The organism is Pantoea sp. XY16 (genome assembly GCF_025153065.1).
Classification (GTDB): Bacteria; Pseudomonadota; Gammaproteobacteria; order Enterobacterales; family Enterobacteriaceae; genus Pantoea; species Pantoea alfalfae.
Genome location: NZ_JANZNP010000007.1, coordinates 123,112 through 146,636 on the forward strand (window position 1 = coordinate 123,112; position 23,525 = coordinate 146,636).

The following is a 23,525-nucleotide window of genomic DNA, read 5'->3' on the forward strand; positions in this document are numbered from 1 at the left end:
TATTCACCGGAGAAGGCGCGGGTCAGCCTCTGCCCAGCGGTACAATCATCGGCGTACCGGCCACCGGATCGCTGATGATAAGGCAGCGCAGGCCGTAGATCGCGTCTATCAGTTCCGGCGTTACAATCTCCGCCGGTTTCCCTTCGGCAACGATTTTCCCGTCGCGCATCGCTATCAGGTGGCTGGCGTAGCGGCACGCCTGATTAAGATCGTGCAGCACCACCACCAGCGTTCGGCCATGCTGCTGATTGAGATCCTGCATTAATTCCAGCAGTTCAATCTGATGGGCAATATCCAGCCAGGTGGTCGGTTCATCCAGCAGCAATAGCGGTGTCTGCTGAGCCAGCACCATCGCAATCCACACCCGCTGCCGCTGACCGCCAGAGAGCGTATCAACCTGCTGCTGCGCTAAATCGGCCACGCCGGTGGCCTGCATGGCCTGCTGCACCGCTGCCTCATCTTCCTGTCGCCAGCGCCCGAACAGCGACTGGTGCGGATAACGCCCGCGCGCCACCAGTTCGCTGACGCTGATACCCGCAGGCGCGTTCGAGCTTTGCGGCAGCAGCCCCAGCCGGCGTGCCACCTCTTTGGTGGCGTAGTGAGCAATGGTATTGCCATCCAGCAGCACCTCGCCCTGCAGCGGCGAGACCAGGCGGCTTAAGGTACGCAGCAGCGTCGATTTTCCGCAGGCGTTGGGACCGATGATCACGGTCAGCTCACCGTCAGGGATCGCCACAGAGAGATTCTCCGCCACGATTTTTTTGTCATAGCCCAGCGTCAGCGCGTCGCCCTGCAAACGTGTTGTCACTTTCATTGACGTCGTGCCTCCCGCACCAGTAGTGCAATCAGATAGAGTCCGCCCAGGCTGACCGTGATTACGCCAACCGGCAGCTGATAAGGCAGGAAAAAGTGCTGCGCGGCGTAATCCGCGGCGATTAACAGCAGCGCGCCACACAAGGCCGCCAGCGGCAGCGCGCCTTTAGTGCCACCACTGAGCCGCCGCGCAATCTGCGGTGCCAGCAACGCAATAAAGGAGATCGGACCGGCCAGCGCCGTCGAGGCGGCGGTGAGGATAACACCCGTCAGCATCAGCATGAGGCGGCTGCGCTCAACCGGAACGCCCAGCGCACAGGCCGTGTCGTCACCCATCTCCAGTAGTCGCATGCGGCGGGCCAGCATGCCTGTTGCCAGCAGCGCCAGCAGCAGCACGATGATCACCGGCGTGGTTTTCGCCCAGGTAATACCGTTAAGTGAACCGGCGCTCCAGAGCCCGGCGCTCAGTGCCGCCTCCAGTGAAGCACTGATAATCAGCCAGCTGTTCAGCGCCATCAGCAGTGCCCGCACGCTGATGCCGACAATAATCAGCCGGAAAGTCTCCACGCCGTTGCGCCAGCTGAACAGCCAGACCACACCTGCAGTGAGCAGCCCGCCTGCCAGCGCCGCCAGCGTCATCCCTTCCATGTTTTGCTGGAACAGCACCAGCGCCACCAGTACACCGCTATAAGCGCCAGTGTTAAAACCCAGAATATCGGGACTGCCCAGCGGGTTGCGCAGCAGCGACTGGAAAATCGCCCCGCTGACGCCGAGCGCCGCACCAATCAGCAGCGCCATCATGACGCGCGGCAGACGCCACTCCAGTACAATCAGCTGAACATTGCGCGCTGCCTCGCCGTTGAGAAGTGCCCATAACTGGCTGGCGGAGATCGGTAAGGTGCCGCGCGTGATGCCCAGAAAAGCCAGCACCCCGCAGGCCATCAACAGCAGTAACGCATTGATCATCATCCGTGTCATATCTGCCCTTTTCCCAGCTTACGGCGCACCAGCACAATCAGCATCGGCGCACCGAGAATGGCCGTGACAATTGACACGCGCAGTTCACCCGGTATCAGCAGCCGTCCAAGAATATCGGCGGCCAGCAGCAGACAGGGCGTGATCACCAGGGTTCCCGGCAGCATCCAGCGATGATCGTTGCCCAGCAGCCAGCGGGCCAGATGCGGTGTCATTAACCCGACAAAGGCGATGGGTCCGACTGCCGCCGTCGCCGCACCGCTCAGCAGTGCAATCGCCAGCAATCCCACCAGTTGAGTACGCATCACACGGGTGCCCAGCGCGGTTGCCATATCTCCGCCCATACTCAGGCTGTTGAGCGAACGTGCCAGCAGCAGCGCCAGCAGGCTCCCGGCCACGACCGCCGGAAAGACAGTGCGCAGAATGGCGAAATTGCGGATATCCAGCGAGCCGCTGTGCCAGAAACGCAGATGATCGTAAATATCGGGATTAAGCAGCGACAGGCCAGATGTTAAGCCCTCCAGCACCGCACCCAGCGCCACGCCTGCCAGCGTCAGACGCAGCGGATTCACGCGGCCACCGCCGATCGCCCCCGTCAGGGCCACCAGCAGCGACGCCAGCAGTGCACCCGTAAAAGCAAAACCCAGCCATTCCGCAGGAGAATCGGCGCCAGAGAGCGCGATGCCGAGCACCACCGCAAAACCTGCTCCGGCATTCACACCAAGAATGCCTGGATCGGCCAGTGGATTGCGCGTCAGGCTCTGCATCAGTGCGCCCGACAGACCTAAACTGATCCCGGCCAGCAGTCCCGCCAGGGTTCGCGGCAGCCGGGCATCGCGCACGATCACGCAATCGATGCGGCTGCAGTCGGAGAGTAAGGCATGTGTGACATCATGAAAGGGGACAGGTCTGGCACCCAGCATCAGGCTGAGCGCAATAAGCAACAATAGCAGCATCCCTGAACCGGCTATTGCACGGAGTTGACGCATAACGTTTAAACCTTCACGAATTCAACATGGCCCGCAATTGCGAGTGTTTATGATAATGATACTTGTTATCGTTATTAACTGTTTTTTGTATGTTACCATGACTCTCAGATTCAATAATGAGGAAAATGGGTGCAAAAAAGCGACGCTATGAACAAACCCTCCCATTTTATCGATCTCACTCTGCTGAGAACCCATCCCGCCTTTCGCGCCCTGTTTATCGCCCGCTTTATCTCGATTGTCGCTCTCGGCATGCTGGCGGTGGCGGTCCCGGTTCAGATTCAGCAGCTGACGCAATCACCATTGCTGGTAGGACTGGCGGTGACGCTGGCCGGAGCCGGTATGTTTATCGGCCTGCTGACCGGCGGCGTGCTGGCCGATCGCTATGAGCGTCGTCGCCTGATCCTGTTTGCCCGATCCACCTGTGGCCTGGGCTTTGCCGCGTTGTGCATAAATGCCCTGCTCCCTTCACCGTCGGTCATCGCCGTCTTCGTGCTGGGACTCTGGGATGGCTTTTTCGGCGCGATAGGCGTCACGGCGCTGCTGGCGGCCACGCCGGCGCTGGTCGGGCGTGAGAATCTGATGAAGGCGGGTGCCATTACTATGCTGACGGTGCGCTTTGGCGCGATTCTGTCACCCGCGATTGCGGGTATGGTGATTGCTCAGGGCGGTGTGGCGTGGAACTACGGGCTGGCCGCGTTCGGCACGCTGCTGACGGTGTTAACCCTGTTGCGATTGCCGCCGCTTGCGCCACCGCAGCAGCCGCGTGAACATCCCATAAAGGCACTAAGCAGCGGCGTCCGCTTCCTGTTCGATACGCCGATTGTAGGTATGGCGGCGCTGACTGGCGCGCTGGTGACGTTAGCCAGCGCGGTGCGCGTGCTCTATCCGGCGCTGGCCCCTCACTGGCAGGTCGGTCTGACGGAGCTGGGGCTGATGTACGCCGCCGTGCCGTTGGGTGCTGCGACAGGCGCGCTGACCAGCGGACGGCTGGCGCAGTCGCCACAGCCGGGCCGCCTGATTCTGGTCAGTGCCATCGCGGCATTCGTCGCACTGGCTCTGTTCAGCCTGATGCCGTGGTTCAGCCTGAGTCTGATCTGCCTCGTGGCCTTTGGTTATTTCAGTGCCATCAGCAGCCTGGTGCAGTACGCGATGATTCAGACGCTGACGCCCGATGCACTGCTTGGCAGGATCAACAGCCTCTGGACAGCGCAGAATGTCACCGGCGATGCGATAGGTGCAGCAATCATTGGCGCGATGGGTTCACTGCTGTTGCCGCAGCAGGCAGCCGCCCTCTCTGGCCTGGCAGCCACCGTGCTGGGTCTCATCATGTGGCTGCTGATGGGCCGCCTGCGACGCTATCAACGGCCTGCCCCCGACGAAGCCACATCATGATTTCACGAACAGCGCTTCCAGCCGCGTCAGTAAATGACTGGCGCTGTAGTAGTCGAGACGAAAGCTATCCAGCCCCAGCGCATAGACCGCTTTAGCGCGCACCGCTGGGGTCTGCGCCAGAAAAGCATTGCTCATTACCTGCGCAGCCGTGTTATCTTCGGCGGCAAACAGCAGATAAGTCTGCCCATTCAGGCCTTCCGCCAGATTTTCGCCTGACAGCTGAAGAATATCTTTACGCTGTCCCATGCTGTGAGCGGACTGAAGCGTCGCCGGTGGCGTTGCCAGCGTGAAGCCCAGCGCCTGCAGTAACTTCCCCTGTGCCGATGCCTCCGTCCAGAGATTCACAGCCCGGCCATCTCCGTTCCACACCATTGCAGAAACCGGCTGCGGAGGCAGGGTCAGCTTTGCCTTCAGCGCCTTTTCACGCGCGTCGAACTCGCTTATCCGGGCAGCGGCATCCGCCTCATGCCCGGTCGCCTCACCCAGCAGCGTCACCAGCTGCTGCCAGCTTTTATCGTCATAGTTAACGACCAGTACCGGTGCAATCGCCGAGAGCTGATCGGCCAGTTTGATCGCTGAATCATTACCGGTGGCGCTGACCACAATCAGGTCTGGCGCTTCCGCAGCGATCGCTTCCGCATTGGGTTCACCAATATAGAGCCGCTTTACGCCACGCTGTTTCGCCACACGCCCCCACTGCCGGAAGAATCCCTGCTCATCAGCCAGCCGGCTGCCGGGTGCGGTTGCGCCACTGGCAACTACCGGCGCATCAATCGCCAGCAGCGATCCGGTCAGGGTGACACTGGTCGAGACAATGCGAGTCGGTGCCTGAGCCAGGGTGACCTGACCTTTTGCCCCCGCGAAGGTGCGCGGCCAGCCGGTCTGTGCAACAGCGGTCACGCTGAACAGAGTGATACTCAGCAAAAACAGCGCTAATGCCGACGTTACTCCCTGTTTAGTCATTTGTTTTCATCCTATTTCTCTCCGGTAATCCGGGCGACAACTTGTGCTGATTTAACCAACAAAACCAGCTGAATCACCGCGTATTTATTGACACCTTCGGCTATTCGACGTAGGTTACTGCAACATAATACAAATGATAATCATTATTAGTTATCTTATCATTTATAGGTGAAATTATGGTGGAATCGCTGGCATTTGAACATCCCCTGCTGCAGGATTTTCCGGCACTCTGCCGTGGCTTCCTGTTTACTTCTCCCTGGCGAAGCCTGACAACTCAGGGCTGTTTTACGACACTCACTGCCCCGGTAAACCAGGGTGAGCAGCTGACCGGAGAGTTTCAGCAACAACTGCAGCATCATTTTGCCTCGGCCAGAAAACAGGGCATAGCCCATCCCATTCTGGTGGGTGCGATCCCGTTCGATGTGGATCAGCCCGCAGCGCTGTTTATCCCTGAGTCATATCAGACCTTTCAACGTGACGATCTGAAAGCCCGTGCCTCATCGGCTGAAAGCGAGCTGCCAGAAGTTCGTCGCCGTACCGCGCTGCCGGATCACGACACCTTCACTGACATGGTTGCGCAGGCCGTGGCAGCCACGCGGCGCGGCGATCCGGATAAAGTGGTGCTGTCGCGGCTGATGGAAATCGTGGCGGAACAACCGGTCGATACGGCCGCCCTGATGCAGCGCATCGTGGCGCAGAACCCTGACAGCTATCACTTTCATCTGCCGCTGCCCGATGGCGGCGCGCTGGTGGGGGCCAGCCCGGAACTGATGATTCGTAAGCAGGGCCGACAGTTCAGCTCCTGTCCGCTGGCCGGTTCAGCGCCGCGCAACAACGATCCACAGCGTGACCAGGCCTCAGGTGACAGCCTGATGCAGTCAGCCAAAGACCGGCATGAACATAAACTGGTGACGGATGCGATGCGCATGACGCTGCAGCCTCGCAGTCGCCTGCTGTCGGTCCCGGAAACCCCTTCCCTGCTGACCACCGCCACGCTGTGGCACCTCGCTACGCAGATTCGGGGCGAAGTACTGGACGACCGCGAAAATGCACTGTCACTGGCCTGCCTGCTGCATCCGACACCAGCGCTCAGCGGATTTCCGCATCAGCGTGCTCAGGCGCTGATTCAGCAACTTGAACCGTTTGAGCGTCAGCTGTTTGGCGGCATCGTCGGCTGGTGTGACGATCAGGGCAACGGCGAATGGGTCGTCACCATTCGCTGCGGCACGGTGAATGGTCCGCGGGTCCGGCTGTTTGCTGGCGCGGGGATCGTGGCGGACTCACAACCTGAATCCGAGTGGCGCGAGACCGGCGTCAAACTCGACACCATGCTTCGCGCTTTTGGATTGCACTAAAGGAACCTGTATGACGATTTCTTACAGCCGCTGGCCGGACGATCTGGCTGCTCGTTACCGTGAAAAAGGGTACTGGCTGGATCTGCCGATGACCGACATCCTGGAGCGTCACCGCGACAGCGAATGCGTGGCGGTGATTGATGGCGACCGGCAATTTACCTATCGACAGCTGGCCTCACTGAGTGACAATCTGGCAGCGGCCCTGCAGCGTCGTGGCCTGAAACCCGGTGATACGGCGCTGGTGCAGCTTGGCAACGTGGCGGAATTTTACCTGACGCTGTTTGCGCTGTTCAAAATCGGCGTTGCCCCGGTTAACGCCCTGTTCAGCCATCAGCGTACCGAACTGGCCGCCTATGCCAGTCAGATCGCGCCGCGCCTGTTGATTGCCGATCGCAGCCACCCCCTGTTCGCCGATGACGCCTTTATTACGCAGCTTCGCCGTGAGCAGCCTTCACTGCAGCAGGTGATCCTGCGTAATGATGCTCATGCGGAAAACCGTCTCGACGCCCTGCTGGCAGAACCCGCAGGTGACTTCAGGGCAACCCCGACCGCAGGCGATGAAGTCGCCTTTTTCCAGCTTTCGGGCGGCAGTACCGGCACCCCGAAACTCATCCCACGTACCCACAATGATTACTACTACAGCATCCGGGAAAGCGATGTGATCTGCGGGGTCACCGCAGACACCCGTTACCTGATTGCCCTGCCCGCTGCGCATAATTTCCCGATGAGTTCTCCGGGCGCGCTGGGCGTCTTTTACGCGGGCGGCCAGGTGATCTTAGCGGCCGATCCCAGCGCGACCCTCTGTTTCCCGCTGATTGAAAAACATCAGGTAACTGATACCGGCCTGGTTCCACCCGCGGCCAGTCTCTGGCTGCAGGCGATTCAGGAATGGGGCAGCAATGCCGCGCTGGCCTCACTGCAACGTATTCAGGTCGGTGGCGCAAAGCTGGGCGAAACGCTGGCCGCGCGCATCCAGAACGAGATTGGCTGTACCCTTCAGCAGGTGTTTGGTATGGCGGAAGGTCTGGTGAATTACACCCGGCTGGATGACGATGAACAGACCATTCTCACTACGCAGGGACGCCCTGTTTCTCCGGATGACGAGGTATGGGTTGCAGACGAACAGGGACATCCGCTACCGGTGGGTGCCATTGGTCGCCTGATGACGCGCGGTCCTTATACGTTCCGTGGCTACTACAACAGCCCGGAACATAACGCCGCCAGCTTTGATGACCAGGGCTTCTACTGCTCTGGCGATCTGGTTGAGATCACCCCCGCTGGCAACATCATTGTGCAGGGTCGGGAGAAAGATCAGATCAACCGGGGCGGCGAAAAGATCGCAGCTGAAGAGATTGAAAACCTGCTGCAGCGCCATGCGGATGTGATCCACGCAGCGCTGGTCTCTATGAGCGACGAACTGATGGGTGAAAAGAGCTGTGCTTTTATTGTCACCCGTCAGCCGGTGAAACCGGTGGCGCTGCGTCGTCACCTGCGTGAACTGGGCGTCGCAGAATTTAAGCTGCCCGACCGTATTACCTGCGTAGATGCTCTGCCGCTGACCGCGGTCGGCAAGGTGGACAAGAAACGTCTGCGCCAACAACTTGCCGATCAACAAGCGCAAGCCTGATCTGTCCGGAGATTTTCAATGGCTATTCCACAACTGACCTCTTATCCGCTGCCAGCCGCCACCGAGTTGCCCAACAACAAAGTGAAATGGATGCTGGAGCCGGGACGTGCCGCCCTGCTGATCCACGATATGCAGCGCTATTTTCTCAACTTCTGGGGCGAAAATAGCCCGCTGGTTGAGCAGGTCGTTGACAATATTGTCCGCCTGCGACGCTACTGCAAAGCGCAGGGTATTCCGGTGTTTTACACCGCCCAGCCAAACGCGCAGAGCGATAAAGATCGTGCGCTGCTTAACGATATGTGGGGACCCGGACTGAATAAGCATCCCGATCAGCAGAAGATCGTGGAGGCGCTGGCACCGGATGAGGACGATCATGTTCTGACCAAATGGCGCTACAGTGCATTTCACCGCTCGCCGCTGGAGGCGATCCTGCAGGAGATGGGGCGCGATCAGCTGATTATCACCGGCGTCTATGCCCATATTGGCTGCCTGACCACCGCCACCGATGCGTTTATGCGCAATATTCAGCCGTTTATGGTGGCCGATGCGCTGGCTGACTTCAGCCGTGAGGAACATATGATGGCGCTGACCTACACCGCGGGCCGTAGCGGAAAAGTGGTGATGACCGCCGATCTGATGCCTGTGCCACTCAGCAAAGATGATTTGCGCGCGTTGATCCTGCCGCTGCTGGAAGATGATGAGGTGCCGGACGATGATGAAAACCTGATCGACTACGGGCTGGATTCGGTACGCGTGATGGCGCTGGCGGCACGCTGGCGTCAGGTACATCGTGACATTGATTTTGTCAGCCTGGCCAAAAACCCGAGCATTGATGGCTGGTGGGCGCTGCTGTCGCGGGAGCCGGCGAAATGAGCCACACATTCGACTTCAGCGGTAAAATCGTCTGGGTAACCGGTGCCGGCCAGGGCATCGGCTATCATACTGCGTTAGCCTTTCATCAGGCGGGCGCGCAGGTAGAAGCGTTTGATCTGCGGTTCCAGAGTGATGATTATCCGTTTCCCTGCCACACGATGGATGTGGCCGATCCGGCTCAGGTCAAAACGATCTGCCAGCGCGTATTAGCCGCCCAGCCGCGCATTGATGTGCTGGTCAACGCAGCCGGTATTCTGCGTACTGGTGCCACCGATGAGCTCTCGTTTGCCGACTGGCAGGCCTGTCTTAACGTCAATGCGGGCGGTGCATTTAATCTGTTCCAGCAGACGCTGCCACGCTTTCGTGAACAGCGCACCGGTGCCATCGTTACTGTCGCATCGAATTCAGCGCATGCCCCACGTATCGGCATGTCCGCTTATGGTGCGTCAAAAGCCGCGCTGCGCAGCCTCTGTCTGACCGTGGGTCTGGAGATGGCGCCTTACGGCGTGCGCTGTAATATCGTTTCGCCTGGCTCCACCGACACCGATATGCAGCGCAGTCTGTGGCACACACCGACCGGTGAGCAGGAGATGATTGCGGGCTTCCCGGATCAGTTCAAGCTGGGTATTCCGCTGGGCAAGATTGCGCAGCCGCAGGAGATTGCGGCCACCGTTCTGTTTCTCGCGTCGGATCTTGCCAGCCATGTGACGCTGCAGGATATTGTGGTCGATGGCGGCGCAACCCTGGGAGCATGATGATGACAGCGATCTGGAAACGATCCATTGATCTTCCTGCGCTGAACGCGCTGGGTGAGAACTCTCTGGTGGCCCATCTGGGTATCGTTTTTACCGCAATAGGTGACGATTATCTGGAAGCGACGATGCCGGTCGATGCCCGGACGCAACAGCCGTTCGGGCTGCTGCATGGCGGCGCCTCTGTGGTGCTGGCGGAGTCGATGGGTTCAATTGCCGGGTATATGGCGGTAGAGGAAGGCAGCAGCGTGGTTGGCGTAGAAGTGAATGCCAGCCATCATCGTGCGGTTTCTGCGGGTCTGGTGCGCGGAATTTGCCGTCCACTGCATCTGGGTAAACGCAGTCAGAGCTGGCAGATTGAGATTCGGAACGGTCGGGATCAGCTGTGCTGCAGTGCGCGACTGAGCGTAGCGGTCATGAACTAGCGGCAGAAAGAACGATGCCCCCTTTCAGCACTGAAAGGGGGCATCGCATATCACGCAGTAGCAGGCGATCGGTTAACGCTGATAGATAATTTCAACGCCTTCGTCGTCTTCATCATCCCAGTCGTCATCCCACTCTTCATCTTCCACTTCGACCGTGTTTTCAATGGTTTCTTTGTGGTAATCATCCCACATGAATTCCACTTTCTCCGGCTGCTTCTCTTCAAGCTCCGCTTCTTTCGGGTTAGCGTTGATGAAGCTCATCACGTCCCAGCAGAGTTCTTTGACGCCGGTCTGGCTTGCGGCAGAGATCAGGTAATACTTATCTTCCCAGCCCAGCGCTTCAGCAACCGCTTTAGCCCGTGACTGCGCTTCTTCTTCACTGATTAGATCAATTTTGTTGAAGACCAGCCAGCGTGGTTTGTTGAACAGCTTCTCGCTATATTTTTCCAGCTCGCCGAGGATGATACGGGCATTTTCAACCGGATCGCTTTCATCAATAGGGTCGATGTCGATCAGGTGAAGCAACACGCGGCAGCGTTCAAGGTGCTTCAGGAAGCGAATGCCGAGGCCTGCGCCCTCTGCTGCACCTTCAATCAGACCCGGAATATCGGCCACGACGAAGCTCTGCTCGCTGTCCATACGCACTACGCCCAGGCTTGGCACCAGGGTGGTAAACGGATAGTCCGCTACTTTAGGTTTGGCTGCCGAGACGGCACGAATAAAGGTCGATTTACCGGCATTCGGTAAGCCCAGCATCCCGACGTCCGCCAGCAGCATCAGCTCCAGCTGCAGGTCACGCTTTTCACCTGGGGTACCCATGGTTTTCTGGCGCGGACTGCGGTTCACTGACGATTTGAAACGGGTGTTGCCCAGGCCATGCCAGCCGCCTTTACCGACCATCAGTTTCTGGCCGTGGCGCGTCATGTCGCCGAGTGTCTCACCGGTACCCTGGTCGATAACCCGGGTGCCGACCGGCACTTTAACTTCGATATCTTTACCACGTTTACCGGTACAGTCGCGGCTCTGGCCGTTCTGTCCACGCTCGGCGCGGAAAGATTTTTCGAAACGATAATCGATAAGGGTATTGAGGTTTTCATCAGCGATCAGATAAACGTCACCGCCGTCACCACCATCACCCCCGTCAGGGCCGCCTTTCGGGATATATTTTTCGCGGCGGAAGCTTACGCAACCATTACCGCCATCACCGGCGACGACCAGAATTGTCGCTTCATCAACAAACTTCATTTTTTAAATCTCCGTCACACAATCGTCTGCAGCACTCTGCAGACGGGTCCGCCAGGGTCTTCTGCGCTGACCAGCGGCGGATAAATCAGGATTGGCTTTCGCCAGTGCGTACACAAAGTGTACAGCAAACTTTTGTGATGCGTCGCTTTTACCGCGACAGACCGCAGAATGTAAAAAGCCCCGCAGGAGCTGCGGGGCCTTCAATTCGTGCGTTCAGACGTCAGACGTCTGCGTCACGACAACCTTACTCAGCAACGATGCTGATGTATTTACGGTTGTTCGGACCTTTAACTTCGAACTGTACTTTGCCGTCTGCGGTAGCAAACAGGGTGTGGTCACGACCACAACCTACATTGGTACCGGCGTGGAATTTGGTGCCACGCTGACGAACGATGATGCTACCTGCCAGAACAGATTCACCACCGAAACGTTTTACACCCAGACGTTTTGCATTGGAGTCACGACCATTTCGAGTCGAACCACCAGCCTTTTTATGTGCCATTTGTCAGATCTCCTCTTACGCCGTGATACCAGTGATTTTCACATCAGTGAACCACTGGCGATGGCCTGCTTGCTTACGGTAGTGCTTACGACGACGAAACTTAACAATCTTAATTTTTTCGCCACGACCGTGAGCAACAACTTCTGCCTTGATCATTCCGCCTGAAACCAGTGGCGCGCCGATTTTCACGTCTTCGCCATTAGCAATCATCAGAACCTGGTCAAACTCAATCGTTTCACCGGTTGCGATGTCCAGCTTTTCCAGGCGAACGGTCTGACCTTCGCTTACTCGGTGTTGTTTACCACCACTTTGGAAAACCGCGTACATATAAAACTCCGCTTCTGCGCTTGCCTTTTAGTTCATCAGGCGGCGCGCTAAATATTCACAATAGGGCGCGAATTCTACGCAAAACTCCAGAAGAAGACAAGAGCACTTTGCACACTCTTGCAGAAAAAAAACACAGGCTGAATGCAACCGTTTCTCAGGCACAAAATTCAAGTACAATCAGTAACAGATTACCTGAACGCTGGCTGGGTAAACCACTTACCATGGCAGAGATAACGAGTCATAGCTGAAAAGACGAATGAACTTAGAACAGATTAATGAATTAACCGCACAGGATATGGCTGCCGTTAACCAGACCATCCTCGACCAGCTGAATTCGGATGTCTCGCTCATCAACCAGTTGGGCTACTACATCATCAGTGGTGGGGGCAAGCGTATCCGTCCCATGATTGCCGTGCTATCCGCACGTGCCATGGGCTACAAGGGCGACCTGCACGTGACCAATGCGGCGCTGATCGAATTTATCCACACCGCCACGCTGCTGCATGACGATGTCGTGGATGAATCCGATATGCGTCGTGGCAAAGCGACCGCGAACGCGGCGTTTGGCAATGCGGCAAGCGTGCTGGTCGGTGATTTTATTTACACTCGTGCCTTCCAGATGATGACCAGCATGGGGTCGCTGCGTATCCTGGCGCTGATGTCAGAAGCAGTAAACGTCATTGCTGAGGGCGAAGTCCTGCAGCTGATGAACGTTAACGATCCCGACATTACCGAAGAGAGCTACATGCGCGTGATTTACAGTAAGACCGCGCGCCTGTTTGAAGCAGCCTCACAGGCTTCGGCGATACTGGCTGAAGCCACGCCTGAAGAGGAAAAGGCGCTGCAGGATTATGGGCGCTATCTGGGTACTGCTTTCCAGTTAATTGACGATTTGCTGGATTACAGTGCTGACGGCGAGACGCTGGGTAAAAATACCGGCGATGACCTGAGCGAAGGCAAACCGACGCTGCCGCTGCTGCATGCCATGCAGCACGGCTCGCCTGAACAGGCGAAGATGATCCGTGAAGCTATTGAGCAGGGAAATGGCCGCCATCTGCTTGAGCCGGTGCTGGAGGCGATGAATCAGTGTGGTTCGCTGGAATGGACGCGCAGCCGCGCGGAACAGGAAGCGGATAAAGCGATTGAAGCCTTGCGGATTCTGCCCGAATCCCCCTGGCGCAGCGCGCTGGAGTCGCTGGCACACATGTCAGTTCAGCGCGACTTCTGATCCCTCGCGGAGCCTGCCGGGCTCCGTTTTTACGACCCTGCTCTCACTTCTTTTTGTTCCCTATTAGCTATTGCACTCCTGTTGCGTGCCACGACACAGACCAGAAGCTGGATCCAAATATTACTGGAAATTATCAGGAAACATTTGCTATAAAATTCTGACTATTTCCAGATAATGGTAAAAGGAAAACCAGCATCTCGCTGGACGATGCAATGACAAGGAAAAGGAGAACAGGTTATGCAAGAAAGAAAGGAAGACTGGCACCCGGCTGACATTATCGCGGCGCTGCATAAGCGTGGTATGACACTGGCGGCGCTGTCACGCGCAGCAGGCCTGAGTTCATCAACGCTGGCTAATGCACTGACGCGTCCCTGGCCCAAAGGCGAATGGCTGATTGCCGACGCGATTAAGGTTCATCCCAGTGAGATCTGGCCCAGCCGCTATTACGATCCCGATACAAACTGTCTGCTGGATCGCAGAAAACGTATCCGGACGCCTGCCGATCAGACGGATAATGCCTGAGATCTCAGGCGATCCTCAGGCGAAAAAAAACCAGCCCCCGCGGGGGCTGGCTATTTCAGCGCATCTGCAGAACTACTCTTCGCTGACGCGCTCGATGTTCGCGCCCATCGCTTTCAGCTTATCTTCGATGTGCTCATAGCCACGATCAATATGATAAATGCGATCAACGAACGTCGTTCCTTCCGCAATGCAACCTGCCAGAACCAGGCTGGCAGACGCACGCAAATCGGTCGCCATCACCTGCGCACCTGAAAGGGTTTCAACCCCGTGACAGATCGCTGTGTTGCTCTCAATCTCAGCATGTCCGCCCATACGAATCAGTTCCGGAATATGCATGAAACGGTTTTCAAAAATGGTTTCGGTAATCACGCCCGTGCCTTCCGCAACCATATTTAACAGAGTGAACTGCGCCTGCATATCGGTCGGGAAACCCGGATGCGGTGCGGTGCGCACATTGACCGCTTTTGGTCGCTTGCCATGCATATCCAGACTGATCCAGTCTTCACCGGTTTCGATATCGGCACCCGCATCACGCAACTTCGCCAGCACTGCATCCAGCGTATCGGGCTGAGTTTTATGACACATTACTTTACCGCCTGAAATAGCGGCAGCCACCAGGAAAGTACCGGTTTCGATACGATCGGGCAGGACGGTATAGACACCGCCACCCAGACGCTCTACGCCTTCGATAGTAATTTTGTCGCTGCCTGCACCACTGATTTTAGCGCCCAGGGTATTAAGGAAGTTGGCTGTATCGACAATTTCCGGTTCACGCGCCGCATTCTCGATTACGGTAGTACCAGTCGCCAGCGTTGCAGCACTCATGATGGTCACGGTTGCGCCAACGCTGATTTTGTCCATGACAATCAGCGCGCCCTTCAGGCGGCCATTGACTGACGCTTTAACATAGCCCTCTTCCAGCTTGATCTCGGCACCCAGCTGTTCCAGACCGGTAATGTGCAGGTCAACCGGGCGCGCGCCAATCGCGCAGCCACCCGGCAGGGAAACCTGACCCTGACCAAAACGTGCCACCAGTGGACCCAGCGCCCAGATTGAGGCACGCATGGTTTTGACCAGATCGTAAGGCGCACAGAATACATCTACCGCGCTGGCATCGACATGCACAGAACCGTTGCGTTCCACCTTCGCACCCAGCTGGCTCAGCAGCTTCATGGTGGTATCAATGTCGCGCAGCTTTGGCACATTCTGGATCTCAACCGGCTCTTCAGCCAGCAGGGCAGCAAACAGAATAGGAAGCGCGGCGTTCTTCGCCCCGGAAATGGTTACTTCACCACTTAAGCGGGTGGGGCCTTGCACACGAAATTTGTCCATTAACACGGCTCTCAATTAACTAGCTAAAGATTGGACTCGCCAGCGACGAGTTCACCACGCTGGGGATCAGAAACCGTTGAGTTTACGGTCACGCGCCCATTCAGCGGGAGTATAGGTTTTGATAGAGACAGCATGAATGCGGTTATCCGCAATAAATTCCATCAGCGGCGCGTAGACAGCCTGCTGCTTTTTGACGCGGCTCAGTTCGCCAAACAGTTCGCCTACGGCGATCACCTGAAAATGGCTGCCATCATTGCTCATCACGTGCACTTCGTCTAAAGGCAATGCTGCCATCAGCACGGCCTGAATTTCACTGTTTTCCATTGGGCTTAACTTCACTTAATAATAATAAGGCTGACATAGTAGAGGAAAGCGGCTGACTCTTAAATACGCAAAAGCCCCTGTTGAAAACAGGGGCTTAGCATAACAACCGGAAATCAGGCGCTTTTATCCGCAGAAACAATAATCTGTTGCAGATTGTAAAGCGTAATCAGCGAATGCAGTTTGTCGCTGATGCCCGTAAAGCGAGGGGTAATACCCTGTGCCCGTGCGATTTCCCGCAGGTGCACCAGCAGGGCAAGTCCGGAAGAGTCCACACGCTCCAGCGCCGCGACATCGATGGTATCGACATCTTTAATCAGCGTCTCACGTTGCTGCCACAGGCTCATTAACGTGTCGCGATCCAGTTCGCCTTTCAGCAATAGCGTGCTGGCTTCCCGCTCCCAGCGTAACGATTCGTGCATTATTTTTGTTTATCCAGCGTGATGGGCTGTGCCGCAGAGGATTTCAGTTGCGCTGTCAGACCATCGATACCTTTAGTACGCAACAGATCGCTCCACTCATTTTGTTTGGTGGTGATCATGCTGACGCCTTCAGCGATCATGTCATAAGCCTGCCAGTTACCGCTCTGGCTGTTTTTACGCCACTGGAAGTCGAGGCGAACCGGTGGGCGACCATTTGGATCGATAATGGAGACCCGAATGGCGACAATCTGAGCATCGCCCAATGGCTGCTCAGGCTGAATCTGGTAGCTCTGACCGTTGTAGAGTGCCAGAGCCTGACCATAAGCCTGTGCCAGATAGTCACCAAAGGCGCTGAAGTAGGCTTCACGCTGCGCCGGGGTCGAATCACGATAGTAGCGGCCCAACACTAACGCGCCCGCATATTTGATCTGTACATAGGGCAGCAGCTCCTGACGCACAATCTGACGCAGGTAGTTTGGATCCTGCTTGATTTTAGGCTGCTCATTTTTAAGACGGGTAAAGGTCTTTTCCGCCGCTTCGTTCATCAGCTTGTAGGGATTGCTTTGATCGGCCGCTGTCGCCGTTAGCGGTACGGCAACCACCAGCATGGCAATCATCAGTAAACGTTTAAACATGGTATACCCTCTTCTTTAAGGTTGAGCCGGTGCCGCAGGCGCAGCACTGTCGCCTTCCTGCGCATCCTTGTTGTCACTGTTTTGTTTGTTATCGCCGCTCTTGTAAAGGAACTGGCCAATCAGGTCTTCAAGCACCATGGCTGACTTGGTATCGCGTAGCGTATCGCCATCTTTCAGCATCGCCGAACCGAGTTCAGGATCGTCAAAGCCTAAGTTGAGCGCCAGAAACTGCTCACCCAGCAGTCCCTGCGTGCGTATCGCCAGCGAGCTGGTGTCTGAAATTTTATTCGCATACTGATCGCTGATCTCCATCGTGACACGTGGCAGCAGCGTTTTCGATTCAAGCTCAATGTCCGTTACCCGGCCAATCACTACACCGCCAATTTTGACCGGCGAACTGGCTTTCAGGCCGCCGATATTGTCAAACGTGGCGTAAAGTTTCCACGTTGGCTCTGTGCCCATCGACTTTAAATCGGCGACGCGCAGACAGAGAAACAATGCGGCGATCAACGCCATAATCATAAAAATGCCAACCCAGATTTCGCTTTTTTTGCTTTGCATTGCATCAATTCCCAAACATCAGTGCTGTCAGCACAAAATCCAACCCGAGCACCGCCAGTGAAGCATGTACTACGGTACGCGTTGTCGCGCGACTGATCCCTTCAGAAGTGGGAATCGCGTCATAGCCATTAAAAAGAGCAATCCAGGTAACCGTCACGGCAAAGACGGTGCTTTTGATGATGCAGTTAACAACGTCGGTGCGGAAATCGACCGCGTTCTGCATGGCTGACCAGAAGAAACCAGGATCGATTCCCTTCCAGCTCACGCCAACCAGTGCACCGCCAGCGATGCCAACGGCAGTAAAGATCAGTGCGAGTAGCGGCATGCTAATAAAACCGGCCCAGAAGCGCGGCGAAACAACGCGACGCAACGGATCCACCGCCATCATCTCCATGCTGGAGAGCTGTTCAGTGGCTTTCATCAGACCGATTTCAGCCGTGAGCGCCGAGCCTGCCCGTCCGGCAAACAGCAGCGCGGTCACGACCGGCCCCAGCTCACGCAGCAACGACAGCGCCACCAGCATACCCAGACTGGTTTCAGCACCGTATGTGGTGAGTACCAGATAACCCTGAAGTCCGAGTACCATGCCGATAAACAGGCCAGACACCACAATAATCAGTAACGACAACACGCCAACACTATAGAGCTGTTTAATCAGTAGCGGCGAATGTCTGCGAAACGCGGGTTTTCCTACCAGCGCGTGAAACAGCATTAATCCTGCGCGTCCAAAACTGGCGCACGTTTCAATTCCCTGACGACCGAATGACGCCAGCGCCTTCAAGACCATCTGTTTAGTTACTCCCTGAGCCGGTTAAATCAGCGAGATAGTCGCCGGCAGGAAAACGGAAGGGAACCGGACCATCCGCATCGCCATCAATAAACTGGCGGACGCGCGGGTCATTATTCTCTCGCAGTTCCGGCGTGGTGCCGTGTGCGATAATTTTTTGTCCGGCCACGATATAGGCATAGTCCGCGATACTCAGTACTTCCGGTACGTCGTGCGAGACCACAATACAGGTCAGGCCCAGAGCATGGTTAAGTTCGTCGATCAATTTTACCAGCACGCCCATAGTAATGGGATCCTGACCGACAAAGGGTTCGTCGAACATGATCAGCTCCGGTTCAAGGGCAATCGCGCGCGCCAGCGCCACACGACGCGCCATTCCGCCCGACAGCTCAGCCGGTTTAAGTTGAGCTGCACCACGCAGACCCACGGCTTCCAGCTTCATTAATACCGTGCTGTGCAGAATAGGTGCGGGAAGACGGGTATGTTCGCGCAGCGGCCAGGCGACATTTTCATAGACCGTTAAGTCAGTAAATAGCGCGCCAGACTGGAACAGCATGCTCATCTTTTTGCGCGCTTCGTACAATTTAGCGCGAGACAATGACGGAATGTTTTCGCCACGGAAAAAGATTTCCCCGCTAGTTGGCTGAAGTTGCCCCCCAATCAAGCGTAGCAGAGTGGTTTTTCCTATTCCCGACGGTCCCATTATCGCCGTCACTTTGCCTTTTGGCACGGTCAGCGAAATGTCGTCGAAGATGGTGCGATCTCCGCGCGAAAAACTCACGCCACGAACCTCAACCAGATTCGTTTGCTGCTGGATCATTATTACCTCTTGTAAGGATCGGGCGTAAACATGGGGTACGATGGTAGCCTGTTCGGTCCTGATTCACGATAGCTTTACAGAAACTTACCGCTAAGATTTGGCGAAAATGGTCATTAAATTTACTTTTGCCGTTCAGACGGTCAAAATCAGCGGCTGTCTCGCCAAACAGAACCTTAAACCGGTCGGGAAAGGCATTGCCGACCTGGGTTTTTACGCAAGGATTTTTCATGTTCGTAGCTTCTGCACTGCTGATTATCGGTTTGCTTTTACTGGCATATGGTGCCGATCGTCTGGTGTTTAGCGCCTCTATATTGTGTCGATCATTTGGCATCCCGCCACTGATCATTGGCATGACCGTTGTCAGCATAGGCACCTCGCTGCCAGAAATGATCCTCTCCTTTTCTGCGGCCCAGCATGGCCAGATGGATCTGGCTGTTGGTACCGCGCTTGGCTCGAATATTACCAACATTTTACTCATTCTCGGTGCCGCTGCGCTAATGCATCCACTCAGCGTTCATTCTAATCTGATACGTCGTGAACTGCCGTTGATGTTGCTGGTTACCCTGCTCAGCGGATTCATGCTGTTTGACAATCAGCTTAGTCGACTGGATGGAATTGGCTTGATCGCCATCGCCGCTATTTATCTGATGGTGGTGATTCGCATTGCGCGTAAAGCAGAACGGGACAACAACGACACCCTGACGCGCGAGCAGCTGGCCGAGCTGCCCCGCGAAGAGAGCGGAAATACGGTGGCCTTCCTCTGGCTGGCCGTCGCGCTGATTATCCTGCCGATGTCGACCCGGATGGTGATCGACAATGCCACCGCCTTTGCCGACTACTTTGGCGTCAGCGAACTGGTGATGGGCCTGACGCTTATCGCCGTGGGCACCAGCCTGCCCGAGCTGGCGACGGTGATTGCCGGGGCACTGAAAGGTGAAGATGATATCGCGATCGGCAACCTGATCGGCGCCAACATTTATAATATTGCTATCGTGCTGGGCCTGCCGGCGCTGATTCACCCCGGCAGTATCGACTATCACGCCTTTGCCCGTGATTACTGGGTGATGCTGGGGGTCAGCGTGCTGTTTGCCCTGCTCTGCCTGCTGCGTCGCCGACGCGTTGGCCGCATCGCCGGCCTGATTTTACTCTGTGGTTTCTTCGTCTGGGTGACGCTGCTGTGGATGCAGCCGGCATTCATGGACGGCTAACAAGGACAGACTCACTATGTCATATCAGCAACCAACAGCTTTTGATTTTCAGCAGGCGGGAAAAAACGTCCTGCGCATTGAGCGTGAAGGACTGGAACAGCTCGATCAATATATTAATGACGATTTCGCCCGCGCCTGCGCCCTGATCTACGCCTGCCAGGGGAAAGTGGTGGTGATGGGCATGGGCAAGTCTGGTCATATCGGCAAAAAAATGGCGGCGACCTTTGCCAGTACCGGCACGCCAGCGTTTTTTGTTCATCCGGCCGAAGCCAGCCATGGCGACCTGGGCATGGTGAGCAAAAATGATGTCGTGATCGCCATCTCCAACAGCGGTGAGTCGAACGAAATCCTCGCGCTGATTCCGGTGTTAAAACGCCAGCATATTGCGCTGATCTGCATAACCGGACGGCCTGACAGCGCGATGGGCCGGGTTGCCGATGTGCATCTGTGTGTCCATGTTCCCCAGGAAGCCTGCCCGTTAGGCCTTGCGCCAACCACCAGCACCACAGCCACACTGGTGATGGGCGACGCGCTGGCGGTTTCGTTACTTGAAGCGCGTGGATTCACGGCGGAAGATTTCGCCCTCTCCCATCCTGGCGGAGCGCTGGGCCGCAAACTACTGCTGCATGTATCCGATATCATGCACAGCGGCGATGAGCTGCCGCACGTCACCCGTGACGCCTCACTACGTGATGCGCTGCTGGAAATTACCCGCAAAAATCTGGGACTGACGGTCATTGTCGACGGTCTGATGAAAATTGAAGGTATCTTTACCGATGGTGACCTGCGCCGCATCTTTGATATGGGCATCGATTTTCAGCGCGCCACTATCGGGGAAGTGATGACGCCAGGTGGCATCCGCGTCCGGCCAAATATGCTGGCGGTTGAAGCCCTGAACCTGATGCAGACCAAAAACATTACCTCGATTCTGGTGGCCGATGACGACCATCTGCTCGGTGTGGTACATATGCATGACATGCTGCGCGCTGGCGTAGTCTGAACAGGAAAAGAAAATGCAACAGGCAATTCCCACGATTGACACCTGCTATGGACCGGTCAGTGCTGACGTCATGGCGCGCGCCAGCAACATTCGTCTGCTGATCTGCGACGTCGATGGCGTCATGTCCGACGGGGTGATCTACATGGGGAACAATGGCGAAGAGCTGAAAGCCTTCAACGTGCGGGATGGTTACGGTGTACGCTGTTTACTGACCGCCGATGTGGAAGTGGCTATTATTACCGGCCGCAATGCCCGTCTGATGGAAGATCGCTGCAAAACGCTCGGCATCCGTCATCTTTATCAGGGACAATCCGATAAGCTTTTGGCCTATCGTGAACTTCTGGATAAACTGTCTCTCTCTGATGAGCAGGTCGCCTATATCGGTGACGACCTGATCGACTGGCCGGTTATGGCGAAAGTGGGATTAAGCGTGGCAGTAGCGGATTCACATCCGATTCTGTTGCCGCGCGCGCAGTATGTCACGCGGATTGCGGGTGGACGCGGCGCAGTACGCGAAGTATGTGACCTGATCTTAATGGCGCAGAACAAATTTGAGGATGCCAAAGGGCAATCAGTATGAGTAAAAGCAGGCGTTGGATAACGCTGATTCTGACCTTGATTGCACTGGTTTTGATCGGCTGGAATCTTACCAACCAGGATGGCGATAGCACGCCAGTCGGGACGAATGGTCAGTCGCCGACCTATACCAGTGACGATTCTCACACTGTGGTGTATAACCCGCAGGGCGCGCTGTCATATAAACTGGTCTCTGACAAAGTGACCTATTTCTCGGATGACGAGCTGAGCTGGTTCGACAATCCGGTAATGACCACCTTTGATGAGAACAAAGTTCCCACCTGGACGTTACGCGCAGATAAAGCAAAGCTCACCAAAGATCGTATGCTTTATCTGTATGGCCATGTTGAGCTGAATACGCTGACGCAGGATTCCCAGCTTGAGCGGATCAAAACCGATAATGCACAGATTAACCTTGTCACTCAGGACGTTACCTCTGATGACCAGGTGACATTGTATGGCCGCAGCTTTAACTCCACCGGCATGAAAATGCGCGGCAATTTACGGACAAAAAACGCCGAGTTAATCGAGAAGGTCAAAACCTCTTATGAAATTCAAAATGAACAAAAATAGCCTGAAGATTTTACTGGCCAGTATGTTACTGGCAACCAGCGTTCCGGCGCTGGCCCTGACCGGTGACTCGGACAAGCCCGTCAATATTGACTCGCAGAATCAGGCGCTGGATTTGCAGGGCAATGTCGCGACCTTTACCGGCAATGTCATCGTGACGCAGGGCTCTATCAAAATCACGGCGGACAAAGTCGTGGTGACCCGTCCGGGCGGCGACAGCAAGAAAACCATCGTTGACGCCTACGGTAATCCTGCCACTTTCTATCAGATGCAAGACAGCGGTAAGCCGGTTCAGGGCCATGCCTCAAAACTGCACTACGAACTGGCTAACGATTTCGTTGAACTGACCGGCAATGCGTTCATTGAACAGCAGGACAGCAACATCAAAGGCGATCGTATTACCTACCTGGTAAAAGAGCAGAAAATGCAGGCTTACAGCCAGGGCCAGAACAAGCGCGTCACGACCGTCCTGGTGCCGTCGCAACTTCAGGATAAAGGTTCGTCCAACAGCGGAAAGAAGAGTAACTGATAGCTATGGCCACATTAATCGCAGAAAACCTGGCGAAGGCATATAAAGGCCGTCGCGTGGTAGAAGATGTCAGTCTGCAGGTAAAGTCCGGCGAGATTGTCGGCCTGCTCGGCCCGAACGGGGCCGGTAAGACCACCACCTTTTACATGGTGGTAGGTATTGTCCCGCGTGACGCGGGCCGCATTGTTATTGATGATGAAGATATCAGTATCCTGCCGCTGCATGCACGTGCGCGCCGTGGCATCGGCTATCTGCCGCAGGAGGCATCGATTTTCCGTCGCCTCAGCGTCTACGATAACCTGATGGCGGTACTGCAGATTCGTGATGACCTGACCGAAGAGCAACGTCAGGATCGCGCCCGTGAGCTGATGGAAGAGTTTCACATCGAGCACCTGCGCGACAGCATGGGTCAGGCACTGTCGGGTGGTGAACGACGTCGTGTTGAGATTGCCCGCGCGCTGGCTGCCAATCCAAAGTTTATTCTGCTGGATGAACCTTTTGCCGGGGTTGACCCTATCTCCGTTATCGACATCAAGAAGATCATTGAGCATCTGCGTGACAGCGGCCTCGGCGTTTTGATTACCGACCACAACGTACGCGAAACGTTAGCGGTCTGTGAGCGGGCCTATATCGTCAGCCAGGGCCACCTGATTGCGCATGGTACACCCAATGAAATTCTTGCGGATGAGCAGGTTAAGCGGGTTTATTTGGGTGAAGAGTTCAGACTCTGATAAGGTGTCGTTAATACCGATGTTTACCTGGGAACTACCATCCTG

At 56.0% G+C, this 23,525-nt stretch carries 29 protein-coding genes; 14 read left to right on the forward strand and 15 right to left on the reverse strand.

The window, feature by feature from the left end; genetic code table 11:
* Positions 1-22: 22 nt before the first annotated feature.
* From N1689_RS12375 to fepD, 3 genes are read right to left on the reverse strand one after another with little or no spacing between them, the layout of a single operon-like run.
* Entirely contained in the window at positions 23-814 is a 792-nt protein-coding gene (locus tag N1689_RS12375; RefSeq protein WP_161731825.1) for an ATP-binding cassette domain-containing protein, read from the reverse strand.
* Positions 811-1,791, reverse strand: a complete 981-nt coding sequence (gene fepG / locus N1689_RS12380; RefSeq protein WP_260059036.1) for an iron-enterobactin ABC transporter permease — start codon at positions 1,789-1,791, stop codon at positions 811-813. The genes N1689_RS12375 and fepG overlap by 4 nt, the downstream gene beginning before the upstream one ends.
* Positions 1,788-2,777, reverse strand: a complete 990-nt coding sequence (fepD, locus tag N1689_RS12385; RefSeq protein WP_260059037.1) for a Fe(3+)-siderophore ABC transporter permease — start codon at positions 2,775-2,777, stop codon at positions 1,788-1,790. Before fepD ends, fepG begins: the two co-directional genes overlap by 4 nt.
* Positions 2,778-2,924: 147 nt before the next feature.
* Between fepD and entS the strand changes: the two genes are divergently transcribed.
* A complete protein-coding gene (entS, locus tag N1689_RS12390; protein ID WP_161731818.1) occupies positions 2,925-4,169 on the forward strand; it encodes an enterobactin transporter EntS in 1,245 nt (414 codons plus the stop codon).
* Here the strand turns inward: entS and fepB are convergent.
* Positions 4,164-5,132: a Fe2+-enterobactin ABC transporter substrate-binding protein gene (gene fepB, locus N1689_RS12395; protein ID WP_110331232.1), complete on the reverse strand. Its 969-nt coding sequence runs from the start codon at positions 5,130-5,132 to the stop codon at positions 4,164-4,166. The two genes, entS and fepB, sit on opposite strands and share 6 nt — an antisense overlap.
* A 176-nt stretch (positions 5,133-5,308) precedes the next feature.
* Between fepB and N1689_RS12400 the strand changes: the two genes are divergently transcribed.
* The 5 genes from N1689_RS12400 to N1689_RS12420 are packed head-to-tail and all read left to right on the forward strand — an operon-like array spanning position 5,309 to position 10,164.
* Entirely contained in the window at positions 5,309-6,487 is a 1,179-nt protein-coding gene (locus N1689_RS12400) for an isochorismate synthase (RefSeq protein WP_161731816.1), read from the forward strand.
* 10 nt (positions 6,488-6,497) lie between these two features.
* Positions 6,498-8,114: a (2,3-dihydroxybenzoyl)adenylate synthase gene (locus tag N1689_RS12405; RefSeq protein ID WP_260059043.1), complete on the forward strand. Its 1,617-nt coding sequence runs from the start codon at positions 6,498-6,500 to the stop codon at positions 8,112-8,114.
* An 18-nt stretch (positions 8,115-8,132) separates the two neighbouring features.
* Positions 8,133-8,987 carry an isochorismatase family protein gene (locus N1689_RS12410; RefSeq protein ID WP_161731812.1) on the forward strand — a complete coding sequence of 285 codons (855 nt, stop codon included), beginning with the start codon at positions 8,133-8,135 and terminating at the stop codon, positions 8,985-8,987.
* Positions 8,984-9,742: a 2,3-dihydro-2,3-dihydroxybenzoate dehydrogenase gene (gene dhbA, locus N1689_RS12415; protein WP_222924692.1), complete on the forward strand. Its 759-nt coding sequence runs from the start codon at positions 8,984-8,986 to the stop codon at positions 9,740-9,742. The genes N1689_RS12410 and dhbA overlap by 4 nt, the downstream gene beginning before the upstream one ends.
* Positions 9,743-9,744: 2 nt before the next feature.
* Positions 9,745-10,164: a hotdog fold thioesterase gene (locus tag N1689_RS12420; protein ID WP_202604844.1), complete on the forward strand. Its 420-nt coding sequence runs from the start codon at positions 9,745-9,747 to the stop codon at positions 10,162-10,164.
* A 72-nt stretch (positions 10,165-10,236) separates the two neighbouring features.
* Here the strand turns inward: N1689_RS12420 and cgtA are convergent, their stop codons facing one another.
* The 3 genes from cgtA to rplU all read right to left on the reverse strand — a co-directional run bounded on the left by cgtA (position 10,237) and on the right by rplU (position 12,238).
* Complete coding sequence (cgtA, locus tag N1689_RS12425; RefSeq protein WP_260059046.1) at positions 10,237-11,409, reverse strand: Obg family GTPase CgtA; 1,173 nt, start codon at positions 11,407-11,409, stop codon at positions 10,237-10,239.
* Positions 11,410-11,653: 244 nt separating this feature from the next.
* Complete coding sequence (rpmA, locus tag N1689_RS12430; protein WP_003851093.1) at positions 11,654-11,911, reverse strand: 50S ribosomal protein L27; 258 nt, start codon at positions 11,909-11,911, stop codon at positions 11,654-11,656.
* A 15-nt stretch (positions 11,912-11,926) separates the two neighbouring features.
* Positions 11,927-12,238, reverse strand: coding sequence for a 50S ribosomal protein L21 (gene rplU, locus N1689_RS12435; RefSeq protein WP_008925416.1), 312 nt, complete (start codon positions 12,236-12,238; stop codon positions 11,927-11,929).
* A 256-nt stretch (positions 12,239-12,494) separates the two neighbouring features.
* Here rplU and ispB point away from each other — a divergent pair, with 256 nt between their 5' ends.
* Entirely contained in the window at positions 12,495-13,466 is a 972-nt protein-coding gene (ispB, locus tag N1689_RS12440; protein WP_008925415.1) for an octaprenyl diphosphate synthase, read from the forward strand.
* A 237-nt stretch (positions 13,467-13,703) separates the two neighbouring features.
* Positions 13,704-13,988: a helix-turn-helix transcriptional regulator gene (locus N1689_RS12445; protein ID WP_161731808.1), complete on the forward strand. Its 285-nt coding sequence runs from the start codon at positions 13,704-13,706 to the stop codon at positions 13,986-13,988.
* A 72-nt stretch (positions 13,989-14,060) separates the two neighbouring features.
* Here N1689_RS12445 and murA read toward each other — a convergent pair whose 3' ends face one another.
* The 8 genes from murA to N1689_RS12485 all read right to left on the reverse strand — a co-directional run bounded on the left by murA (position 14,061) and on the right by N1689_RS12485 (position 19,095).
* Positions 14,061-15,320 (reverse strand): UDP-N-acetylglucosamine 1-carboxyvinyltransferase, encoded by a 1,260-nt coding sequence (gene murA / locus N1689_RS12450; RefSeq protein ID WP_161731806.1) that lies wholly within the window; start codon positions 15,318-15,320, stop codon positions 14,061-14,063.
* Positions 15,321-15,386: 66 nt separating this feature from the next.
* On the reverse strand, positions 15,387-15,644 hold the full coding sequence (ibaG, locus tag N1689_RS12455; RefSeq protein ID WP_010251880.1) for a BolA family iron metabolism protein IbaG: 258 nt from the start codon (positions 15,642-15,644) through the stop codon (positions 15,387-15,389).
* 113 nt (positions 15,645-15,757) lie between these two features.
* Positions 15,758-16,063: a lipid asymmetry maintenance protein MlaB gene (gene mlaB / locus N1689_RS12460; RefSeq protein ID WP_010251883.1), complete on the reverse strand. Its 306-nt coding sequence runs from the start codon at positions 16,061-16,063 to the stop codon at positions 15,758-15,760.
* Entirely contained in the window at positions 16,063-16,698 is a 636-nt protein-coding gene (gene mlaC / locus N1689_RS12465) for a phospholipid-binding protein MlaC (RefSeq protein ID WP_161731804.1), read from the reverse strand. The genes mlaB and mlaC overlap by 1 nt, the downstream gene beginning before the upstream one ends.
* A 15-nt stretch (positions 16,699-16,713) precedes the next feature.
* Positions 16,714-17,259, reverse strand: coding sequence for an outer membrane lipid asymmetry maintenance protein MlaD (gene mlaD, locus N1689_RS12470; protein WP_161731802.1), 546 nt, complete (start codon positions 17,257-17,259; stop codon positions 16,714-16,716).
* A gap of 4 nt (positions 17,260-17,263) precedes the next feature.
* Positions 17,264-18,046 (reverse strand): lipid asymmetry maintenance ABC transporter permease subunit MlaE, encoded by a 783-nt coding sequence (gene mlaE, locus N1689_RS12475; protein ID WP_161731800.1) that lies wholly within the window; start codon positions 18,044-18,046, stop codon positions 17,264-17,266.
* 4 nt (positions 18,047-18,050) lie between these two features.
* Positions 18,051-18,866, reverse strand: a complete 816-nt coding sequence (gene mlaF / locus N1689_RS12480) for a phospholipid ABC transporter ATP-binding protein MlaF (RefSeq protein WP_150011839.1) — start codon at positions 18,864-18,866, stop codon at positions 18,051-18,053.
* Entirely contained in the window at positions 18,838-19,095 is a 258-nt protein-coding gene (locus N1689_RS12485; protein ID WP_222924694.1) for a hypothetical protein, read from the reverse strand. Before N1689_RS12485 ends, mlaF begins: the two co-directional genes overlap by 29 nt.
* Here N1689_RS12485 and N1689_RS12490 point away from each other — a divergent pair.
* Genes N1689_RS12490 through lptB form a run of 6 tightly spaced genes read left to right on the forward strand, consistent with a single transcriptional unit; the run spans position 19,094 to position 23,480 of the window.
* Entirely contained in the window at positions 19,094-20,074 is a 981-nt protein-coding gene (locus N1689_RS12490) for a calcium/sodium antiporter (protein WP_033731280.1), read from the forward strand. The two genes, N1689_RS12485 and N1689_RS12490, sit on opposite strands and share 2 nt — an antisense overlap.
* 16 nt (positions 20,075-20,090) lie before the next feature.
* The gene (kdsD, locus tag N1689_RS12495) at positions 20,091-21,074 is read left to right on the forward strand and encodes an arabinose-5-phosphate isomerase KdsD (RefSeq protein WP_161731794.1); all 984 of its coding nucleotides are present in this window, start codon (positions 20,091-20,093) and stop codon (positions 21,072-21,074) included.
* Between the two features lie 13 nt (positions 21,075-21,087).
* On the forward strand, positions 21,088-21,654 hold the full coding sequence (gene kdsC / locus N1689_RS12500; protein ID WP_222924695.1) for a 3-deoxy-manno-octulosonate-8-phosphatase KdsC: 567 nt from the start codon (positions 21,088-21,090) through the stop codon (positions 21,652-21,654).
* Complete coding sequence (gene lptC, locus N1689_RS12505) at positions 21,651-22,223, forward strand: LPS export ABC transporter periplasmic protein LptC (protein WP_161731790.1); 573 nt, start codon at positions 21,651-21,653, stop codon at positions 22,221-22,223. Before kdsC ends, lptC begins: the two co-directional genes overlap by 4 nt.
* Complete coding sequence (gene lptA, locus N1689_RS12510) at positions 22,198-22,749, forward strand: lipopolysaccharide ABC transporter substrate-binding protein LptA (protein ID WP_033731276.1); 552 nt, start codon at positions 22,198-22,200, stop codon at positions 22,747-22,749. The genes lptC and lptA overlap by 26 nt, the downstream gene beginning before the upstream one ends.
* A gap of 5 nt (positions 22,750-22,754) precedes the next feature.
* The gene (gene lptB, locus N1689_RS12515; RefSeq protein ID WP_009092467.1) at positions 22,755-23,480 is read left to right on the forward strand and encodes an LPS export ABC transporter ATP-binding protein; all 726 of its coding nucleotides are present in this window, start codon (positions 22,755-22,757) and stop codon (positions 23,478-23,480) included.
* Positions 23,481-23,525 lie beyond the last annotated feature (45 nt).

Coding starts and splice junctions, on each gene's coding strand:
- mlaE (WP_161731800.1), bottom strand. CDS start 18,046: ATGGTCTTGAAGGCGCTGGCGTCATTCGGTCGTCAGGGAATTGAAACG.
- N1689_RS12445 (WP_161731808.1), top strand. CDS start 13,704: ATGCAAGAAAGAAAGGAAGACTGGCACCCGGCTGACATTATCGCGGCG.
- N1689_RS12375 (WP_161731825.1), bottom strand. CDS start 814: ATGAAAGTGACAACACGTTTGCAGGGCGACGCGCTGACGCTGGGCTAT.
- lptA (WP_033731276.1), top strand. CDS start 22,198: ATGAAATTCAAAATGAACAAAAATAGCCTGAAGATTTTACTGGCCAGT.
- N1689_RS12485 (WP_222924694.1), bottom strand. CDS start 19,095: ATGAAAAATCCTTGCGTAAAAACCCAGGTCGGCAATGCCTTTCCCGAC.
- N1689_RS12405 (WP_260059043.1), top strand. CDS start 6,498: ATGACGATTTCTTACAGCCGCTGGCCGGACGATCTGGCTGCTCGTTAC.
- lptC (WP_161731790.1), top strand. CDS start 21,651: ATGAGTAAAAGCAGGCGTTGGATAACGCTGATTCTGACCTTGATTGCA.
- kdsD (WP_161731794.1), top strand. CDS start 20,091: ATGTCATATCAGCAACCAACAGCTTTTGATTTTCAGCAGGCGGGAAAA.
- fepG (WP_260059036.1), bottom strand. CDS start 1,791: ATGACACGGATGATGATCAATGCGTTACTGCTGTTGATGGCCTGCGGG.
- murA (WP_161731806.1), bottom strand. CDS start 15,320: ATGGACAAATTTCGTGTGCAAGGCCCCACCCGCTTAAGTGGTGAAGTA.
- mlaD (WP_161731802.1), bottom strand. CDS start 17,259: ATGCAAAGCAAAAAAAGCGAAATCTGGGTTGGCATTTTTATGATTATG.
- N1689_RS12420 (WP_202604844.1), top strand. CDS start 9,745: ATGACAGCGATCTGGAAACGATCCATTGATCTTCCTGCGCTGAACGCG.
- kdsC (WP_222924695.1), top strand. CDS start 21,088: ATGCAACAGGCAATTCCCACGATTGACACCTGCTATGGACCGGTCAGT.
- fepD (WP_260059037.1), bottom strand. CDS start 2,777: ATGCGTCAACTCCGTGCAATAGCCGGTTCAGGGATGCTGCTATTGTTG.
- dhbA (WP_222924692.1), top strand. CDS start 8,984: ATGAGCCACACATTCGACTTCAGCGGTAAAATCGTCTGGGTAACCGGT.
- mlaC (WP_161731804.1), bottom strand. CDS start 16,698: ATGTTTAAACGTTTACTGATGATTGCCATGCTGGTGGTTGCCGTACCG.
- mlaF (WP_150011839.1), bottom strand. CDS start 18,866: ATGATCCAGCAGCAAACGAATCTGGTTGAGGTTCGTGGCGTGAGTTTT.
- rplU (WP_008925416.1), bottom strand. CDS start 12,238: ATGTACGCGGTTTTCCAAAGTGGTGGTAAACAACACCGAGTAAGCGAA.
- ibaG (WP_010251880.1), bottom strand. CDS start 15,644: ATGGAAAACAGTGAAATTCAGGCCGTGCTGATGGCAGCATTGCCTTTA.
- rpmA (WP_003851093.1), bottom strand. CDS start 11,911: ATGGCACATAAAAAGGCTGGTGGTTCGACTCGAAATGGTCGTGACTCC.
- N1689_RS12400 (WP_161731816.1), top strand. CDS start 5,309: ATGGTGGAATCGCTGGCATTTGAACATCCCCTGCTGCAGGATTTTCCG.
- mlaB (WP_010251883.1), bottom strand. CDS start 16,063: ATGCACGAATCGTTACGCTGGGAGCGGGAAGCCAGCACGCTATTGCTG.
- N1689_RS12410 (WP_161731812.1), top strand. CDS start 8,133: ATGGCTATTCCACAACTGACCTCTTATCCGCTGCCAGCCGCCACCGAG.
- cgtA (WP_260059046.1), bottom strand. CDS start 11,409: ATGAAGTTTGTTGATGAAGCGACAATTCTGGTCGTCGCCGGTGATGGC.
- lptB (WP_009092467.1), top strand. CDS start 22,755: ATGGCCACATTAATCGCAGAAAACCTGGCGAAGGCATATAAAGGCCGT.
- fepB (WP_110331232.1), bottom strand. CDS start 5,132: ATGACTAAACAGGGAGTAACGTCGGCATTAGCGCTGTTTTTGCTGAGT.
- ispB (WP_008925415.1), top strand. CDS start 12,495: ATGAACTTAGAACAGATTAATGAATTAACCGCACAGGATATGGCTGCC.
- entS (WP_161731818.1), top strand. CDS start 2,925: ATGAACAAACCCTCCCATTTTATCGATCTCACTCTGCTGAGAACCCAT.
- N1689_RS12490 (WP_033731280.1), top strand. CDS start 19,094: ATGTTCGTAGCTTCTGCACTGCTGATTATCGGTTTGCTTTTACTGGCA.